The organism is Shewanella marina JCM 15074 (assembly GCF_000614975.1).
In the GTDB taxonomy this organism is placed as follows: Bacteria; Pseudomonadota; Gammaproteobacteria; order Enterobacterales; family Shewanellaceae; genus Shewanella; species Shewanella marina.
This window is the reverse complement of the sequence record NZ_BALM01000002.1, coordinates 95,987-111,287: the sequence shown is the minus strand read 5'-3', so window position 1 is coordinate 111,287 and position 15,301 is coordinate 95,987. Positions and strand designations below refer to the sequence as shown.

Annotated in this window: 20 protein-coding genes; 2 read left to right on the top strand and 18 right to left on the bottom strand. The window is 39.5% G+C overall.

All coding sequences use genetic code 11. The annotated features are described in order from the left end of the window. Position 1: 1 nt before the first annotated feature. The 12 genes from tadF to JCM15074_RS02415 form a co-directional block, all read right to left on the bottom strand. A complete protein-coding gene (gene tadF, locus JCM15074_RS02470) occupies positions 2–553 on the bottom strand; it encodes a tight adherence pilus pseudopilin TadF (RefSeq protein WP_025819733.1) in 552 nt (183 codons plus the stop codon). Then, a complete protein-coding gene (locus JCM15074_RS02465; protein WP_025819731.1) occupies positions 550–1,029 on the bottom strand; it encodes a TadE family protein in 480 nt (159 codons plus the stop codon). The genes tadF and JCM15074_RS02465 overlap by 4 nt, the downstream gene beginning before the upstream one ends. Further along, the gene (locus tag JCM15074_RS02460; protein ID WP_025819729.1) at positions 1,016–1,783 is read right to left on the bottom strand and encodes a tetratricopeptide repeat protein; all 768 of its coding nucleotides are present in this window, start codon (positions 1,781–1,783) and stop codon (positions 1,016–1,018) included. The genes JCM15074_RS02465 and JCM15074_RS02460 overlap by 14 nt, the downstream gene beginning before the upstream one ends. After that, positions 1,780–2,637, bottom strand: a complete 858-nt coding sequence (locus JCM15074_RS02455) for a type II secretion system F family protein (protein ID WP_037468950.1) — start codon at positions 2,635–2,637, stop codon at positions 1,780–1,782. The genes JCM15074_RS02460 and JCM15074_RS02455 overlap by 4 nt, the downstream gene beginning before the upstream one ends. Further along, a complete protein-coding gene (locus JCM15074_RS02450) occupies positions 2,637–3,551 on the bottom strand; it encodes a type II secretion system F family protein (protein WP_037468938.1) in 915 nt (304 codons plus the stop codon). The genes JCM15074_RS02455 and JCM15074_RS02450 overlap by 1 nt, the downstream gene beginning before the upstream one ends. Then, positions 3,551–4,825 (bottom strand): TadA family conjugal transfer-associated ATPase, encoded by a 1,275-nt coding sequence (locus JCM15074_RS02445; protein WP_199899767.1) that lies wholly within the window; start codon positions 4,823–4,825, stop codon positions 3,551–3,553. Before JCM15074_RS02445 ends, JCM15074_RS02450 begins: the two co-directional genes overlap by 1 nt. Continuing rightward, on the bottom strand, positions 4,822–6,060 hold the full coding sequence (locus tag JCM15074_RS02440; RefSeq protein ID WP_025819725.1) for a CpaE/TadZ family protein: 1,239 nt from the start codon (positions 6,058–6,060) through the stop codon (positions 4,822–4,824). Before JCM15074_RS02440 ends, JCM15074_RS02445 begins: the two co-directional genes overlap by 4 nt. A gap of 12 nt (positions 6,061–6,072) precedes the next feature. Beyond that, complete coding sequence (locus JCM15074_RS02435; protein WP_025819724.1) at positions 6,073–6,549, bottom strand: CpaD family pilus assembly lipoprotein; 477 nt, start codon at positions 6,547–6,549, stop codon at positions 6,073–6,075. Beyond that, positions 6,546–7,910: a type II and III secretion system protein family protein gene (locus JCM15074_RS02430; RefSeq protein WP_025819723.1), complete on the bottom strand. Its 1,365-nt coding sequence runs from the start codon at positions 7,908–7,910 to the stop codon at positions 6,546–6,548. The genes JCM15074_RS02435 and JCM15074_RS02430 overlap by 4 nt, the downstream gene beginning before the upstream one ends. After that, positions 7,910–8,767, bottom strand: coding sequence for an RcpC/CpaB family pilus assembly protein (locus JCM15074_RS02425; RefSeq protein ID WP_025819722.1), 858 nt, complete (start codon positions 8,765–8,767; stop codon positions 7,910–7,912). The genes JCM15074_RS02430 and JCM15074_RS02425 overlap by 1 nt, the downstream gene beginning before the upstream one ends. A gap of 111 nt (positions 8,768–8,878) precedes the next feature. Further along, complete coding sequence (locus tag JCM15074_RS02420) at positions 8,879–9,322, bottom strand: A24 family peptidase (RefSeq protein WP_025819721.1); 444 nt, start codon at positions 9,320–9,322, stop codon at positions 8,879–8,881. 11 nt (positions 9,323–9,333) lie between these two features. Further along, positions 9,334–9,564 (bottom strand): Flp family type IVb pilin, encoded by a 231-nt coding sequence (locus JCM15074_RS02415; protein ID WP_084266935.1) that lies wholly within the window; start codon positions 9,562–9,564, stop codon positions 9,334–9,336. Positions 9,565–10,097: 533 nt separating this feature from the next. Here JCM15074_RS02415 and JCM15074_RS02410 point away from each other — a divergent pair. After that, positions 10,098–10,637: a DUF3016 domain-containing protein gene (locus JCM15074_RS02410; protein ID WP_025819719.1), complete on the top strand. Its 540-nt coding sequence runs from the start codon at positions 10,098–10,100 to the stop codon at positions 10,635–10,637. 29 nt (positions 10,638–10,666) lie between these two features. Here JCM15074_RS02410 and JCM15074_RS02405 read toward each other — a convergent pair whose 3' ends face one another. Beyond that, on the bottom strand, positions 10,667–11,725 hold the full coding sequence (locus JCM15074_RS02405) for a bifunctional transcriptional activator/DNA repair enzyme AdaA (RefSeq protein ID WP_025819718.1): 1,059 nt from the start codon (positions 11,723–11,725) through the stop codon (positions 10,667–10,669). 241 nt (positions 11,726–11,966) lie between these two features. On the opposite strand from JCM15074_RS02405, the gene JCM15074_RS02400 reads away from it, so the two are divergent. Next, a complete protein-coding gene (locus JCM15074_RS02400) occupies positions 11,967–12,401 on the top strand; it encodes a hypothetical protein (protein WP_025819717.1) in 435 nt (144 codons plus the stop codon). Between the two features lie 60 nt (positions 12,402–12,461). Here the strand turns inward: JCM15074_RS02400 and JCM15074_RS02395 are convergent, their stop codons facing one another. The 5 genes from JCM15074_RS02395 to JCM15074_RS02375 form a co-directional block, all read right to left on the bottom strand. Continuing rightward, positions 12,462–12,830 (bottom strand): hypothetical protein, encoded by a 369-nt coding sequence (locus JCM15074_RS02395; protein ID WP_025819716.1) that lies wholly within the window; start codon positions 12,828–12,830, stop codon positions 12,462–12,464. A 66-nt stretch (positions 12,831–12,896) separates the two neighbouring features. After that, entirely contained in the window at positions 12,897–13,301 is a 405-nt protein-coding gene (locus JCM15074_RS02390) for a hypothetical protein (RefSeq protein ID WP_025819715.1), read from the bottom strand. A gap of 75 nt (positions 13,302–13,376) precedes the next feature. Next, complete coding sequence (locus JCM15074_RS02385; protein WP_025819714.1) at positions 13,377–13,967, bottom strand: GNAT family N-acetyltransferase; 591 nt, start codon at positions 13,965–13,967, stop codon at positions 13,377–13,379. A 36-nt stretch (positions 13,968–14,003) separates the two neighbouring features. Next, complete coding sequence (locus tag JCM15074_RS02380) at positions 14,004–14,552, bottom strand: NAD(P)H nitroreductase (protein ID WP_025819713.1); 549 nt, start codon at positions 14,550–14,552, stop codon at positions 14,004–14,006. 129 nt (positions 14,553–14,681) lie between these two features. After that, positions 14,682–15,275, bottom strand: a complete 594-nt coding sequence (locus JCM15074_RS02375) for an HvfX family Cu-binding RiPP maturation protein (RefSeq protein WP_025819712.1) — start codon at positions 15,273–15,275, stop codon at positions 14,682–14,684. Between the last annotated feature and the right edge of the window lie 26 nt (positions 15,276–15,301).

The following is a 15,301-nucleotide window of genomic DNA, read 5'->3' as shown; positions in this document are numbered from 1 at the left end:
ATTAACGGCCCACCATTACAGCAGATGAAGCAATGGTATGCTTATCATCTAAGTTAATTAAACGGCTAAACCAAGAATCGATTTGGTAACATAAACTCACTTGATAAAGAGTATATTCAGACTCTTCAAGATTATTAGGTAACAAAGGAGAATCTGTTTTTAATTTATCATCTGATAGACAACTTAATAATCCAAACTCAACTAAACTTGGATTATTTCTCATTGCACTATTACTTAATGACTCAATCCTAATGCCATAATTGACAGGCTTTTCGTTTGATGAATTAAGTAATCTATCAGCCATGATCTGCATGTCTTTCAAATCATTATCATCAACCTGAAATCGAATAATTTGATGTTTATCTTCATCAATATCAATATAAAAACGGCTTCGCTCTTTAAGCACATTCACTAATGAATAGCTGGCACGCTGTAAGTTAGATTGATGAAAAAGTTGCATGGCAATATCGGCCATAAAAACGATCACGAAGCTAAAAAAAATCAGCACAAATGATAACTCAACTACAAACGATCCTTGTTGTCGCTTTTTCATAATGAGTCCCATCCTTGTTGTTCTTGAACGGCTAATATCTTACGGGTAATTTGATGTTGCCCTATTCCAGTAAAAGCCATGAGAGGCTGGTAATCATAAGTCAAAGTATATTGGGCAAATACACTTTTATCGGCACTGTCACTACAGATACTTTGCTTGCTTTTTACGTCGTCATAACTCTCGAAATAACAGATATCTAAATGAAATAGCTCAGGGTCAATCGCAAGATAACGCCACAGTTGTCCTTGTTGCTTAAACATGTCTGTTAAGCGATCGTTATAATTAACATTACTACCTTCGCCATAGTGCCAATGTACTTTGGTATCACGCGCTGATTCACTAATCGCAGTATTGGTTAAGTTAACCAAATAGATATAACGGCACAGTTCAAACGCGCCAAAACTGACAATAAACAAGATAAAACTGGCCAGTGCAAATTCAACGGTAAATACGCCACCCTGTTTAGATTTGTTCATGATCCACATCCTGTTGCTGATTTGGCACTGGCACATTCCTTGTCAGTGCGGCTTGTAATTGCTCAAGTTGTTGTGCACTTAATTGGCGCCCTAATATGTGCTGCGCCAATTGCTGGTTACCTTGCTTTAATAATGCAATCGCTAAATTAACCTTAATTTTTTCAAGCTTAGGCTGTTGTAAATACAAGGGATAAAGTAAATCAACCGCCACTTGATCTTCGCCCTGCGCGATATACATAACCGCCAGATTATTTTTAACACCAATTTCATCATGTCCCAGTAATCGAGCCTGATTAAATGCTTGTTTAGCAAGTTGATAATCTTGATTATAGGTATATGCAATCCCTAACTTAATAAACAAATCTGAATGCTTATAACCTAATTGTTGTGCCTGCTTTAAGTCAGCGATCGCCTGCTGATAGTGACCACTTTCGCTGGCAATATTAGCCGCTAAGTAATATAACTTGGCGTTTTGATAGTGCTGCTGTTGTAACTGCTCAACATAAAACTGGGCAGATTCAATATCATTGGCTAACCAATAAGACTCCGCTAAATTAAGCATAATCAATGGGTCATTAGCAGATACTTGCAGCGCCTGTTTGTAATGCTTGATTAAGGCGGGGTAATTTTTAATGGCTTTTAAATCTTCCGCAGCCAGCTGATTATTGGGCAAATTTGTGGTGCATGCCGATAACAACAGACAGCCGACTAAACAGGTTAACCGAGTACATTGCGCTACATAATGACGTATCATTGCACACCTCCCACAGAGAGCTGCATAATTCCGGGGCCAAGAATCAACACCACAATGGGCATTAAAATAAATAAAATCAGTGGCACACTCATTTTTGCCGATAACTTACCCATTTTTTCTTCTGCTTCAAGTAGTTGCATCTTTCTCATATCTTTCGCTAATGAACTTAATACATTGGAAATTGAAGTCCCGTATTGCAAATTCTGAATCAAGGTTAATACAAAGCTACGCACTTCTGGCGTAGGCAAGCGTTCACTTAAATTCATTAATGCTTTTTCAAGCCCTTTAACATGAGCATTAGTCGCTGTCTTGCGGATCTGGAAACAAAGATCTTTATCAAATGGCTCAAGCTCTTTGCCAAGGTAAGTTAACGATGCTTCTAGTGTCATGCCGGTTTGCACACAAACTGCCATCATATCCAGCATATAAGGCAGTTGCCGCGAAACTTTAGTAATTAAGGCGCGTTTACGAAGATCTAACAATATGTTCGGCACAATAATAATCGCCACTAAACTGGCACTGGCGACACACACTTTGATCAATGGCGTTAAATTTGACAACACCACCGCAAGGGCCATTACGGTAATCAATCCAAACTTAATGACGAGGTAGTAACGTGCAATAGGAAAATTATAAAAACCCGCCTCGGCAAACTGTTGTGCAAATTCTTGTTGGTGTTTATCCCCAACCTGATTAATCAAAGTTTGCAATCGAGATAATGGCCGCTCTTTTTCAATATTAAGGTAATGCTTAATTTGGGCTTTTATTGCCTGCTGTCGATACCATAGGGTTAATTGCCAAGCTATCAGCCCACTTAACAACACCAATAAAATAGTTAATATGCTCAGTAACATTAGCGAACACCTCGCATCAGAAACGCAATAATCGATAAGCCAAATAACTCACTGCCGATGACGTAATAAAGCAGATAACGGCCATCGGGATCATGCAGCACAAACTCAATATTACCAGGGCTGATATAGCTGATAATGATCATAAAAATTAACGGTAACGCCGCCACAATTTTGGCCGACATACGAGCCTCAGAGGTCATAGACTCTTTCTTTTTCTCTAACGTTCGACTATCAACCAATATTCGAATTAATCGTGCCAGCACCGACTTTAATTGACCACCTCGAGCCATATTGGCGCGAATAGTCACCACAAAGAAAATAAATGCAGGATAGGGATACTGTTCAATGGCACGATTAAAGACTTGTTCAGGTGGCTCACCTAATTTTAAGTGTTCACCCATTTTTTTAAACAATTGCCCAACCGGATTGTCCATGCTGCGCCCCACGTAACTGATGGATTGCATAATACTTTCACCCGCCGTAACGGCACTCATCATAATATTAAGTGCATCAGGAAAGGTTTTTTCAAATTCATTGCGGCGTTTATTCACCAACCATAGCCAGCTCCATAAACAGCCAAAAACGGTAGCAATAATGGGTAACCACAAACTATTAAAGCCTAGGTACTGATTATTAACATAAACGGCAATTGAAAATAGCGACACCATAAATAGCGCAATTTTAAGCAATGCCCGATCACCTAACATCGACAAGCCAGGCGCTAATGCATGAAAAATCCGCTGCCGCCAGCCAAGTTTGTGTAGCGACCGTATATTAAGGGCTTGTGCATTATTAATGGTTTCAACCTTTTCTGGTTTAGCCAAAAAATGCATTTTTAGATTTTGCTGCTTATAACGATACAACAATGCCGCAACGCCAAACAGCAATAGTGAAATCGAAATATAGAGGCTCATCATATTCCCCTAAAAGCGACGGCTAACTCATCCTGTAAGCCATAATAAGCAGCGCGCTTCATTAAAATAGAGCGCTGCATAATTCCCGGTGAAGTAAATTCTCCAACCACTTTTTCTTGCTGGTTACCCTCACGACTCACAAATCTAAACAACTCTTCGAGAACAACGTTGTCACCCTCTAACCCCATTACTTCAGCAATACTCACAATTTTACGCGAACCATCACGTTGGCGGTTAACCTGTACAATCAGATGAATCGCACTGACAATACCGCGGCGAATGGCATATAACGGCTGATTTAAATTTGCCATCATCACCATCGACTCAATACGGGCAATCGCATCGCGAGGGCTATTAGCATGCAAGGTGGTCATCGAGCCATCATGGCCCGTATTCATCGCCTGCAACATTTCAAACGCTTCACTACCACGACACTCACCCACAATAATGCGATCAGGCCGCATCCGCAGTGAGTTAATCACTAAGTCACGTTGGGTCACTTTTCCTGTACTTTCAACGCTCTCAGGTCGAGTTTCTAAGCGCACTACATGCGGTTGTTGTAATCGCAATTCAGCCGCATCTTCAATGGTGATAATACGTTCATCTTGACCAATATAATTTGATAGCGCATTCAGTAAGGTGGTTTTACCTGAACCCGTGCCACCAGCAATCACAATATTTAACCGGCAACGGGCGGCAATCATCAATACTCGCGCCATGCTCATCGATAAACTGTCGTACTTAACTAAATCTTCAAAACTGATTTTTTGCTGTCTAAACTTACGAATAGAGATAGTGGTACCATCAATAGCAATCGGATTAATTACAATATTGACACGGCTACCATCTTCTAATCGTGCATCCACCATAGGTGACGATTCATCCACTCGACGCCCCACGCGGCTAGCGATTCGCTGCGCAATTTCAAAGAGTTGTTGTTCGTTAATAAACACCAGTTCTGAACGGTGAATTTTACCCAACCGTTCATAATAGATTTGGCTACAACCGTTGACCATAATATCGGTAATAGTGTCATCTTCAATTAAGGGTTGCAGAGGCCCTAGCCCCGTTAACTCATCGACCAGGTTTTTAACTAACGTATTTCGCACCATGGTGGGTACGGTATGGCGATAATTCTTGGTTAATACCGATAAGGCGCTGTGCAACTGTTGCTCCAGTTGCTCCCGGCTCATATTGACAATTTCAGGCGCATCCAGTACTTCAAAAATCTTATTTCGAAATGAGAGATACAGCTCTTTATTATTATTGATCATCGAAATAACCCCTTAAGCTTATTTAGCACAGATGGGGCTTGCATTAATGTTTTACCATGCACTAATAACGCTAAATCATTAAATGCAGCCGAGGCAATGGTCTTTACTTTATGCAATCGTTGCCCTTGCAGTAATAATGATGAACAGCGGTTGTCAAAATTAAGGCTGACATCTATATTTTGCTCTAGGTGAGTTTCCACTTCCGCTTGCGTCAGTGAGAATGCCTCTTTAGGGCGATGATAATTAAGAAATAATAAAATGCGGGTTTCTTGCTGATGTTCAAGATTATAACTTTTAATTTGATCCATAAACTGTCTAGCTGCGCGCACTGATGCTACGGTAGGTTCAAGCACTAACACTAAAATATCAAAGGGTTCAACCAGTTGCTCGATATCGACATTGGTACTGATCGCAGCAGAAAAGTCTTCAATAATAAAATTAGCGTTATAAAGCAAAATTGCACTGACACTGCGACTATAACTTAATAAGGTATCTTGAGAATCTTTTCCTTCAACCGCTAATAAACGTAAATGTTTAGTTATATCTATTAGATAATCATTGGCGCTAACCGCATCCATATCATAAAGATGTTGTGCTAAATTAATGCTATTTTGTTTCACCAAGTTTTTATGACCAAGCATAATATCAACACTGCTATAGTGATATTGATGATCCACTAAAATGGTTTCAGCACCACCATCCGCCAAACAAGCAGCAAGCTCAACCCCGACTAATGTCGCGCCAACGCCACCTTTAGTACCAATCACCGCAACTCGTTTGGCCTTTCTATTTTTAAGTACCCCAGAGAAGCGTTGCTGATTGCTGTGTACATGCTTTAAAAAGTCAGTCAGTTCGCTTTTATTTAATGGCCATAATAGATAGTAAAAACCCATATCTTTTAAGGCTCGCATGGTGCTAATAGTGTCTTCTTGGCCGATAATGACGATGCCTTTATGATTTGGCAACTCATGTGCAAACTGCTTCACATCTTCAACAATATCATGGGATTGATTCATCTCAATCACAATAATCTGCTGCAGCTCAGTATCTGCTACCTTAGGGTTTTTGCCATAAGTTTTGAGACTATTAGGTGTTTGCCACCCCTCAAATCGGAATACTTCCAATATCAGTTGTTGGCATTGCTCCGTTTGATAAAAGAGCGAGCATCCACTTGGCCCTTCATTTTTACGGCTTTCATCAGTCTGCTGAGTAATTGCTTGTGCGAGATCAAACATAATCAATACGCCCTATTTAATTAGATTCTTTGGATTATTAACTTGCTTTAATCGCATCGACTCAACGGCGCAGCCCACACGCAATGGCTGACTGTCAAATAGATAGTCTGGACACTTTTCAGTAACCAGTTTATAAACATCAACATTAATACTTAATAACGCATTGAGTTGAGTGACCTGTTGCAGCTGTACTTTACGGCTAACAACGCCTTGTTGTTGCAGCGTTGCCTGCAGTAATTGCGCCGCTTTTTTGCCGGCGCTATTTTTGTAAGATAGCTGCCACTGAGTCGCCGCCATATCGTGATTAAATTGCGCTAACACTCGCTTAAATTGTTGCTGTAATTGCTGTGGATTATGCTTTTTTTGCTCAATCACAAACTGATGCTGCTCTTGGTAAACAAAGGCTTCAACACCACGATGGCTCATTTTAGAGTCAGCGCAAGCCGCCACAGTCAAACAAGCCAATATGATAATTAGGTGACGGATCATTGGATGAATCCCCCATTGTTAATAAACTCAATCACCATCGGGTCATCCGTCTTATAAGCACCATGTTTTGGCGTAATATGAAACAGTCGCTCTAAGGTGGTCGTTTTATGAATTTGCGGTAATCGCACTTCAGTGGGTTTAATCGGTTTAATCAGATTCACAGTCGCTACAATAATCAGCTCAGATTTGTTACGAATGGTGGTCGACTTTCTAAATGCCGCACCAAAATAGGGAATATCCCCAAGCAGTGGGATCTTACTAATTTGCTCCATATCTTCACTGTTCATCAAGCCACCCAACATAAAGCTGTCACCATCTCTTAGCTGAATAGTGGTCATCGCGCGGCGTGACGTTAACTGCGGCACTTCAATACCCGCAGCTTTAATGTATTTTTCAACGCTACTAACTTCAGGTGCCAATTGCAGCTGAATTTTATCGTTTTCAAGCACTTTGGCCGATAGCTCTAACTTAATACCAAACTCTTTAAAACTGATGTTGGTATTATTATCACTGGTGGTCACCACTGGTACTTCACCGCCCACTAAAAAACTGGCTGACTCACCTGACATCACGGTTAAATTAGGTTCAGCTAATACCTGCGCGATATTATCTTTACCAATCGCACTAATCACGGTAGTAATATCTTTGGCTTTAAACTCTAAAAAGGAAAACTCACCGACACTGTTGCCCGCAGACCAGTCCATGCCAATCGTTTCATTAAACTCTTGGCTCACTTGTGCCACCGATATTTTAACGTTAACCTGCTGAATTTTATGTAGTGTCAAGCCTTCAACAATGCCTTCCCAAGTATAGTTATTACTAAAGGTTGCCCAGCTTGCTTGTTCAAACCCTTCGGTTTCAAACGTATGTTCTGAAGTTTCTTCAAAACGCTCAACCGGCTCACGCTGTAATAGCGTTGCCACCATACGGTAAATATCATCACGCTGCTTTTCGGTATGCACCATGCCATTAACCGCCACCTGTTCACCTACCGCAGTTAACTCAATATTTAATTGAGGATAATGCAACTTTAATTGGCGTCTCACTTGCGACAAATTAAGATCCACATAAACCTGTTGGCTTAATAACACATGGTGATCCTTGTTATAAACAATCACTTTGGCTTGCCCAATAGCATTGGCAAATAACACCAATTTGTTATCCGTCACCACTTTATAATCAGCAATACTGGGATTACTGATAAAAATGGTGCCTATTTCATCATTAAACTCTAAGGTAATAGCATCATTTAACGTAACAAAACGTTCACCATCAGTGGCATGCGCAGTCGTCAGGCTCATGATGAACATCACCAATAAACCATAAAAGCCGCAACTTAATTTACGATTCAGGATATTCATTAGAACAGTACCTCGTTATAACTGGCTTGTTTGGCACCGCGTAGTTCAACAATACCTGAGTAGTTTTCAATAATATCGCTCATTTTAACCGCGGGCCGACGACCATAAGCTTGACTAGGGTAGATCTCTAAATAAATCGTACGCTGAGCCAATGACAGTTTGGCAATATCATCAGGTTTGATTTCAATCACAATCGTAGTTTCATGATTATTTTCTTTGGCTTGCTTAGCCTTAGTTTCTGTTTTAGTTAATTGACCTATCGTTGAAGCATCAATAGACACCACCCGAATATGCTGCATTAACAACGAAGCTTTTACCCCTTTAAACTGAGTAATGGCTTTACCTGGATTAGCTAAGCTTTGCTTGGGTGACGTCACCGCCATAATGTCAATTCGATCGCCGGGCTGAATATAATTATTAATCAGGTTTTTAGTGGCAATAGTTAGCGGGTAAAGTACGCGCTCTGGCCGAGTTAAAAACTTAACGTAACTGGCATCACTTGGACTGATTTGGTGCTCGCTAAAGACCAGCTCACCGGTTTTAATATCGCTGGTGAGCAATACTGTCGGGTCGAAATCCAATTTCACATCACGCTTGACGCCAAGTGAAAATGCCTGCTCAGCCTCAACTAACTCTCGGCTTAGTTTATCCAAACTAATGGGTTCACCACGGCGTAAATCTTGTTTGGCCCGCCATACAGTAAAGGATTGTTGCTTTTTAGCTAATATCGGGCTGGACTGCACTGGTGTTTGCAGCTGAGGTGTTGGCGTATTACTGGACAGTAATGTATCCGCAATACCATAGATGCCTATTAATACCGCGACAAACGCAATAATAAAAATAACTTTAGGATTCATGATTAATTCTACTTATAGCGTAATTAACTAAATAAGCACTTAATGACTAAGACTCATATTGAACGCAGCAATATTAAAACGGATAATATTAAGTGTCCGCAATATGACTCATTAGTAATAAGCAGCTAAAATCGGTATATAAAAACCAAATGAGATGGCAACGCCATAAGGTAAACCTCGATGTTGCCTTTTTCTGTTTCGGTTTATCACATAATCTTTAACAAGATAGATAATGGCTAATACACCACCAATCATAGCGGTAAGAAATAAAGGAAGGAGTAATTGTGACGGTACTAAGGTAATAGCTAATGCGCTTGCTAATTTGCCATCACCGGCTGCCATAATATTAAACTTAAACAACAGCAAACTGACACCCAGTACCATTAAACTGCTACACAATCCCTGTAATAACTGACCAGCTCCATATTGGTTAATGCTGATTAATAGCGATGTGAGTAACACCATCGCTACTAATCGATTGGGAATTCGTCGATAACGAGTGTCCCAATAGCTTATAGTTAGGGTTAATATAAATAATAAAATTAGCCCTAACATTTATTTAATCACTAGTCATCGTTAGGCTTTGCACCTGCAAGATCAGTAGCAATATTTGAAAATAATCCTGCTAAACGATCTACCAATGATACACCGGTGTCTGTGCCTGTATATACGAAAACAGCAGACAACATCGCCGCCATTGCCACTGCAATTAAACCGTATTCGATTGCCGTTACACCGCGCTCGTCATTTTTGTAGGTGGCTAGAAAAGCCATCGCTTGAGAATATAATTTGATCATGATTGAGTTCCTTCTTAACAAACCATTAAATAAGATGAATTATTTTTAACCTTCACCATTATGGTAATCAAACGCACTCAAATAAAATATATTTATTTACAATCACAATGATATATTTACTGATTCGTAGAATAAAATCACATTTTCTATTTTTAAAAATTCATGAAACAATATTTTAATTAGCTTAATTAACTTAGTTTCATGCACCTTGCAGGCCTTTATTAGCCTTGTTTATGGAATTATTAAATGCAATATTGCATTAAACAGTTAATGCAATATATAAAACACGCAAAAGCTCAACTATATATTGTCACTATAGAAAAACCATGTACAGCATATTTGGCATTAAATTGAATACTTTATATTACTAATTAACATTATAATGAAAATATATATTACATCACCACACTTAATTTAAATTATTAATAATGTAGCATGAGTTAATATAAAGCTAATGTAAGCCAATAGACCAATTTGAATTTTAGATGAGATAAGCTATAACTAGACGTAGCGATAACACGACTGGAGTTAATATGAGATATGCACTGATAACACTCGGGGTAGTCAGCACACTTGCGCTGACTAGCTGTGCCCAGACAGAAAAAACGACGGTTCCACAAAATTTTCTGACCTATGATGGTAATGTTGCAATTGTTTGGCAAACCCCCGCTAAATACAGTGATATTGAAGCAACGGTAGGATTACAATCTAAATTCGAAAAGTACCTATTTTCAGAACTAACAGACGAATTAGGTCAAATGGCTAATAAATCATTAGCCAATGATCAACAACTGGATCTATTGGTGACTAATGTCGACTTAGCGGGTGATGTGCAACCCACCTTTGGTGGTGCTGTTGATGATGTCCGTATTGTGAGTGACCTCTACCCGCCAAAGATCAGTTTTGAATATGTGTTACGTCAAAATGGTAAAGTAATTAAATCTGGTACAGAAAAGCTAAATAATATGAGCTTCTTATTTGGTATTCAGCCTATTACTAATCAGCCATTCCCCTATGAGCGCGATCTGCTAACTAAGTGGTTTAAACAAACCATCAAACCTGCACTCAAGTAACCAGATAAATATGCATCAGTTTGATTCTATCAAGCTGTTGCGTTATTTAATTCATGTTCAAGTAACCACTTCTTGCGAGCCAGTCCACCAGCATAGCCCACCAACTTACCATCCTTACCGATCACCCGATGACATGGAATAATAATCGCAATTCGATTATGGCCATTCGCAGAAGCAACCGCACGCACGGCCTTAGGGTTACCGATGGCTTCTGCTTGCTGTAAATAACTACGGGTATCGCCATAACCAATGGTTTGCAATATTTGCCACACTTTGTTTTGAAACTCGGTTCCCGGTGTATGAAGTGGCACATCAAAGGCTATTCTATCGCCAGCAAAATACTGCGCTAACTGTTGCTTTGCCTGAATAATATGCGCATTCTCCCCAGTGATAATGCGGGCCTTTAATCTTTTTTGTAAATCGCTAAATTCAGTTTCTAGCATCCGTCTATCAACAAATTCCAGTAAACATACGCCTTGTTCTGTGGCACAAATATACATGGGGCCAATCGGCGTGGTTAACCGACTCATATAAATAATATCTTGTTGTTTACTCATACTGGGACTTTGTCCTATTAACTTTTTAAAAGTGTAGTTAAATCCGCTTAACGAATCATACCCTGCGTCAAAAGCAGCATTGGTTGCAGTTTGATGCTGTTGTAACTCTTGATAAGCAATATTGATACGATACATACGCGCAAAAGTTTGAAATGTCATTTGATAATGATGTTTAAACCAACGTCTAATTTGCTCAGGTTGTAAACCTTGCTGTCGTAACTGAGCATCTGTCACCTTTTGTTTAGGCGATGCGCGAACAAGTGCAATAGCTTGTTCGATATAGTGCGGTGCACTCGCAGCATTTTCTGTAGGCCGGCACACCTTACATGGCCTAAAGCCTGCGTCTAATGCATCTTTAAATTGCGAGTAAAACACCACATTTTGCGGCATAGGTTTACGAGCACGGCAAGTAGCAATACAAAAAATCCCTGTCGTTTTAACCCCAACAAAAAAACTGCCAACATATTGTGGATCTCGTTGCAGTAATGCTTGGTAGTAGCTATCTATTAATTGAGCATCTAAGATTTGCACGCTAGCTCCGTAATCAATAATAATTAATCACTCACTAACATAGTTATCATTAAAAAGAGTCGCAACCGAAAATTTGACAACCATTTTTTCAATCGGCTTTAATCAGTAACGTGCGTGTACATAAATAACGCTTTTAAATAAAAACAGTGATCTATATTCAAACTTTAGTAATTATAAATTCCAATACATTTTGTTACATGAGTTAATGCTTTTGCTGTCTGATTAACCTAAGTGTTATTACATGAAAAAAGAACAACTTGGCCTTATAGGATTAGGCTTTACCATTTTAGGCTGCATTCCTGACAATGCAGTACAATCTAAAATTGTGTTTGATCAAGTTTATCAATATTGTTTAATGGATTTTAACGGAGAAAGGCTCAAATATAGTCCCAAGTTTGATGCAGCAACATCATCAACACTCATTGCAAACCAACAACAATTTGTGGTCATTGATAGTTTTAATATTGTCGACACTAAAGTCGTCGGTGACACTGCACAAGTCACAGTTGATTATTCAGTAGTAGGTCAAATGACAGGCATGCAGTATCAAACATCAGAAGTTGAGCATCAGTTTATTACGTTTAATTTAACGCACACAGAACGCGGTTGGGAAATCATCGACCCACAACTTCCACCGCATGTGTCACTGACTAAAACCAATATCCTTTTGTTATAGCCAATCGGCAATTGAATCTTGTACCGCAAGATTCAATTGGCTTAAATCGCAATAAGCTGGTTACTGCAACAAACCACACAAACTGACAATACTAATTGAGAAATATAATCCCCAGATATAATGCCAATACCCTTGAGGGTCTTGTTTGTTTTGTTCACTAGCAGCAAATATTCGCCATACCGCAAATAAACTAAAATACAAAGCAATAAATAAGGTAATACTAAATGCATACATATACTGCATCTGTTCAAATGCACAGATCACAAAGACAATTGCAGCTAATAGCATAAAGAGACCTTGCATGGTACATGCACCAAGCACCAGTGCAGGTTGTCTACCTAAAGTTTGCTGAATGGATTTATATTCATAGAAATATAGTATTGCGGCGGTTAGCGCAGCACATGCTGCAATCATAAAATAAATATTCATTAAACCTCTTAACTTATTAATTTGAAATTAATTAACTGATTAAATTAAGACAATATTTATTACTGGCTAATATACTTTCATGGTCGCCATTGACCAATAATCTAAGCGAGCTTGAGGATCAGTGATACTGGTTTTACAACTGTCTTTGTAGCGCGCCATCAAATGCCCTAAATCTTTGGCATTTTTCATGGTCGCAATTTGCGCTTGTTTGGCTTGTGCTAATGACTCGGTAAGATTGCTATCTGGTTGATATTGCTGCGCGAGTTCCAGTGCTTTATCAGCATCTTGACTCAAACGTTGTGCTACATTTTTCATTTGTGGGGCATCAAGTTGGCTTAATGCTTGTGAGGTGATTTGGTAGTAAGCACTACAATTTAAAAGTTCATTGACGAATTTATCCGTTGCCTCATTGGCGTAACATAATGGTGTAGTCACCACCACGAACAATGCTGCACTAACTTGTTTAATCATAATCACTTATCCTTACCATTAATGTAAAGATAAGTGTAGATGATTTAACCAATTATGTAACCAGCCATTGCTAATTTAGCTATTCATTAAGCGCTGTTTTAGGTGAGCTTTGACTTCAGGCCATTCAGATTCAATTATTGAATATACAACGGTGTCACGTACTGTGCCGTCATTTAATATACGATGATTACGCAACACGCCATCTTGTTGTGCCCCGAGCCTGCTAATAGCCTCTCTGGCGGCTTCATTATTCCAATGAGTACGATATTCAACGGCCATGACATCTAAGGTTTCAAAAGCATAACTTAACAATAATAATGAAGTTTCAACATTTAGTCCTTTGCGCTGTGCACTTTTAGCATACCAAGTGTAACCAATCTCTAGACGTCGATGCTCTTGTTCCCAATTACAGATACGAGTGGTGCCAACAATAATGCCAGAACTGCGTTCACGCACAACAAAGGCTAACCCTTCTCCCCTATCCTCTTGGTGCAACGCATCACAGATATAATTTTTCATATCTGATGGTCGCGGTATATTGGTATACCACAAGTGCCATAACTCACCATCAGCAACAGCTAATGATAATGCCGCGACATGTTCTAATGTTAATGGCTCTAACACCACTAAATCACCCGGGATACAGCCATCAATATCGGTCAACATTGTATATTTCCTCAACTAGGCAGGTTGCTTTAGGTATTATAAGTATCGAATCTGTTGTGTAATATCTTTGCTTGCTTTGATTGGTGCTGATATAACCTGCGTTCCTAAATATAAAAATCCAACAATATGCTCATTAGATTCAAGCCCTAATGCTTGCTTTACATCATCATTAAAGGCATAACTGCCACTGCGCCACACGGCACCTAACCCTTGTGCAAACGCAGCTTGCTGCATCGCCATTGCGGCACACCCCGCGGTAATCACTTGTTCTATTTCAGGCACTTTATTATGTTTAATCGGTTTGGCACTGATCACAATAACCATTGGCGCACGATGGGGTAATTGCGCAGCTCTGTTAATCACTTCATCTGGTTGACCTTCACGTTTAGCCGCTAATGCAAAAATTTCACCTAATTTAGTGAGTCCCTCTTGCTCAGCGACAATGAATTGATAAGGCTGTAAGCCTAAATGATCGGGAACTCGCGCAGCCGCAGCAAAAATGATATCAAGCTGTTCAGCTGATGGTGCAGGTGCTTGTAATCTTGGACATGATTGTCGATTTAATAATAACGCTACAGCATCCATAAATCGTCCTTATTTATCAACATTGCTATAATGTTGATAACTATATGATCTTTTAGCTAATTAGAACAATAAAAAATAGCAATAAAAAAGGCTCAATATTAGATTGAGCCAATTTAGAAATTCGAACAACTAGCTTTTTATATGTTTACGCGCAATCCAATAATCGATACTAAAGTAACGGCCACCACCATACATAAACAACACCAGTAACATCACAAAATAGGTGATTGAAAACTCGATACCATTATTAAGAATCACAAAATTACCAGAGCTTGTTAACCAATCATAATTACCGTATTGCGCTAAAATTTGTTTCGCCGTCGCCAATTTCTCGGCGGCCTCACTAACACGCTCATTGGCTAACCATGAGCTATTATCCGCAATCGCTAACCAACCATTAGGCCAATGTACTGCAAATGCTGCAACCAACATGGTGATCATCATTGGAATAGCGACCAAGCGAGTCGCAAGTCCTAGTAGCAAGAGAATCGCGCCAAAAAGCTCGGTTCCTGTTGCCAAAGCAGCCATTACTTCAGGGAAAGGTAAACCTAAGCCCCATTCTGAGTTACCAAACCATGCCACAATATCTTCAAAATTGGTCAATTTATTGTAACCTGCTTGCAGTAGCACGGGAGCAAGATAAATTCGGATTGCTAACGGCGCCAAACCATCAAGCTGAGAAAGTTTCGCCACAAGTTTAAAGTAAATAGTACTGATTGACATACAGCATCCTTTATCATCGTTATGTA

Excerpts from the sequence above, each read along its gene's own strand:
- JCM15074_RS02390 (WP_025819715.1), bottom strand. The coding sequence starts at position 13,301 with ATGATTAAACAAGTTAGTGCAGCATTGTTCGTGGTGGTGACTACACCA.
- JCM15074_RS02435 (WP_025819724.1), bottom strand. The coding sequence starts at position 6,549 with ATGATCCGTCACCTAATTATCATATTGGCTTGTTTGACTGTGGCGGCT.
- JCM15074_RS02425 (WP_025819722.1), bottom strand. The coding sequence starts at position 8,767 with ATGAATCCTAAAGTTATTTTTATTATTGCGTTTGTCGCGGTATTAATA.
- JCM15074_RS02380 (WP_025819713.1), bottom strand. The coding sequence starts at position 14,552 with ATGGATGCTGTAGCGTTATTATTAAATCGACAATCATGTCCAAGATTA.
- JCM15074_RS02395 (WP_025819716.1), bottom strand. The coding sequence starts at position 12,830 with ATGAATATTTATTTTATGATTGCAGCATGTGCTGCGCTAACCGCCGCA.
- JCM15074_RS02400 (WP_025819717.1), top strand. The coding sequence starts at position 11,967 with ATGAAAAAAGAACAACTTGGCCTTATAGGATTAGGCTTTACCATTTTA.
- JCM15074_RS02420 (WP_025819721.1), bottom strand. The coding sequence starts at position 9,322 with ATGTTAGGGCTAATTTTATTATTTATATTAACCCTAACTATAAGCTAT.
- JCM15074_RS02385 (WP_025819714.1), bottom strand. The coding sequence starts at position 13,967 with ATGTTGACCGATATTGATGGCTGTATCCCGGGTGATTTAGTGGTGTTA.
- JCM15074_RS02415 (WP_084266935.1), bottom strand. The coding sequence starts at position 9,564 with ATGATCAAATTATATTCTCAAGCGATGGCTTTTCTAGCCACCTACAAA.
- JCM15074_RS02440 (WP_025819725.1), bottom strand. The coding sequence starts at position 6,060 with ATGTTTGATCTCGCACAAGCAATTACTCAGCAGACTGATGAAAGCCGT.
- JCM15074_RS02450 (WP_037468938.1), bottom strand. The coding sequence starts at position 3,551 with ATGAGCCTCTATATTTCGATTTCACTATTGCTGTTTGGCGTTGCGGCA.
- JCM15074_RS02410 (WP_025819719.1), top strand. The coding sequence starts at position 10,098 with ATGAGATATGCACTGATAACACTCGGGGTAGTCAGCACACTTGCGCTG.
- JCM15074_RS02460 (WP_025819729.1), bottom strand. The coding sequence starts at position 1,783 with ATGATACGTCATTATGTAGCGCAATGTACTCGGTTAACCTGTTTAGTC.
- JCM15074_RS02375 (WP_025819712.1), bottom strand. The coding sequence starts at position 15,275 with ATGTCAATCAGTACTATTTACTTTAAACTTGTGGCGAAACTTTCTCAG.
- JCM15074_RS02465 (WP_025819731.1), bottom strand. The coding sequence starts at position 1,029 with ATGAACAAATCTAAACAGGGTGGCGTATTTACCGTTGAATTTGCACTG.
- JCM15074_RS02455 (WP_037468950.1), bottom strand. The coding sequence starts at position 2,637 with ATGTTACTGAGCATATTAACTATTTTATTGGTGTTGTTAAGTGGGCTG.
- tadF (WP_025819733.1), bottom strand. The coding sequence starts at position 553 with ATGAAAAAGCGACAACAAGGATCGTTTGTAGTTGAGTTATCATTTGTG.
- JCM15074_RS02430 (WP_025819723.1), bottom strand. The coding sequence starts at position 7,910 with ATGAATATCCTGAATCGTAAATTAAGTTGCGGCTTTTATGGTTTATTG.
- JCM15074_RS02445 (WP_199899767.1), bottom strand. The coding sequence starts at position 4,825 with ATGATCAATAATAATAAAGAGCTGTATCTCTCATTTCGAAATAAGATT.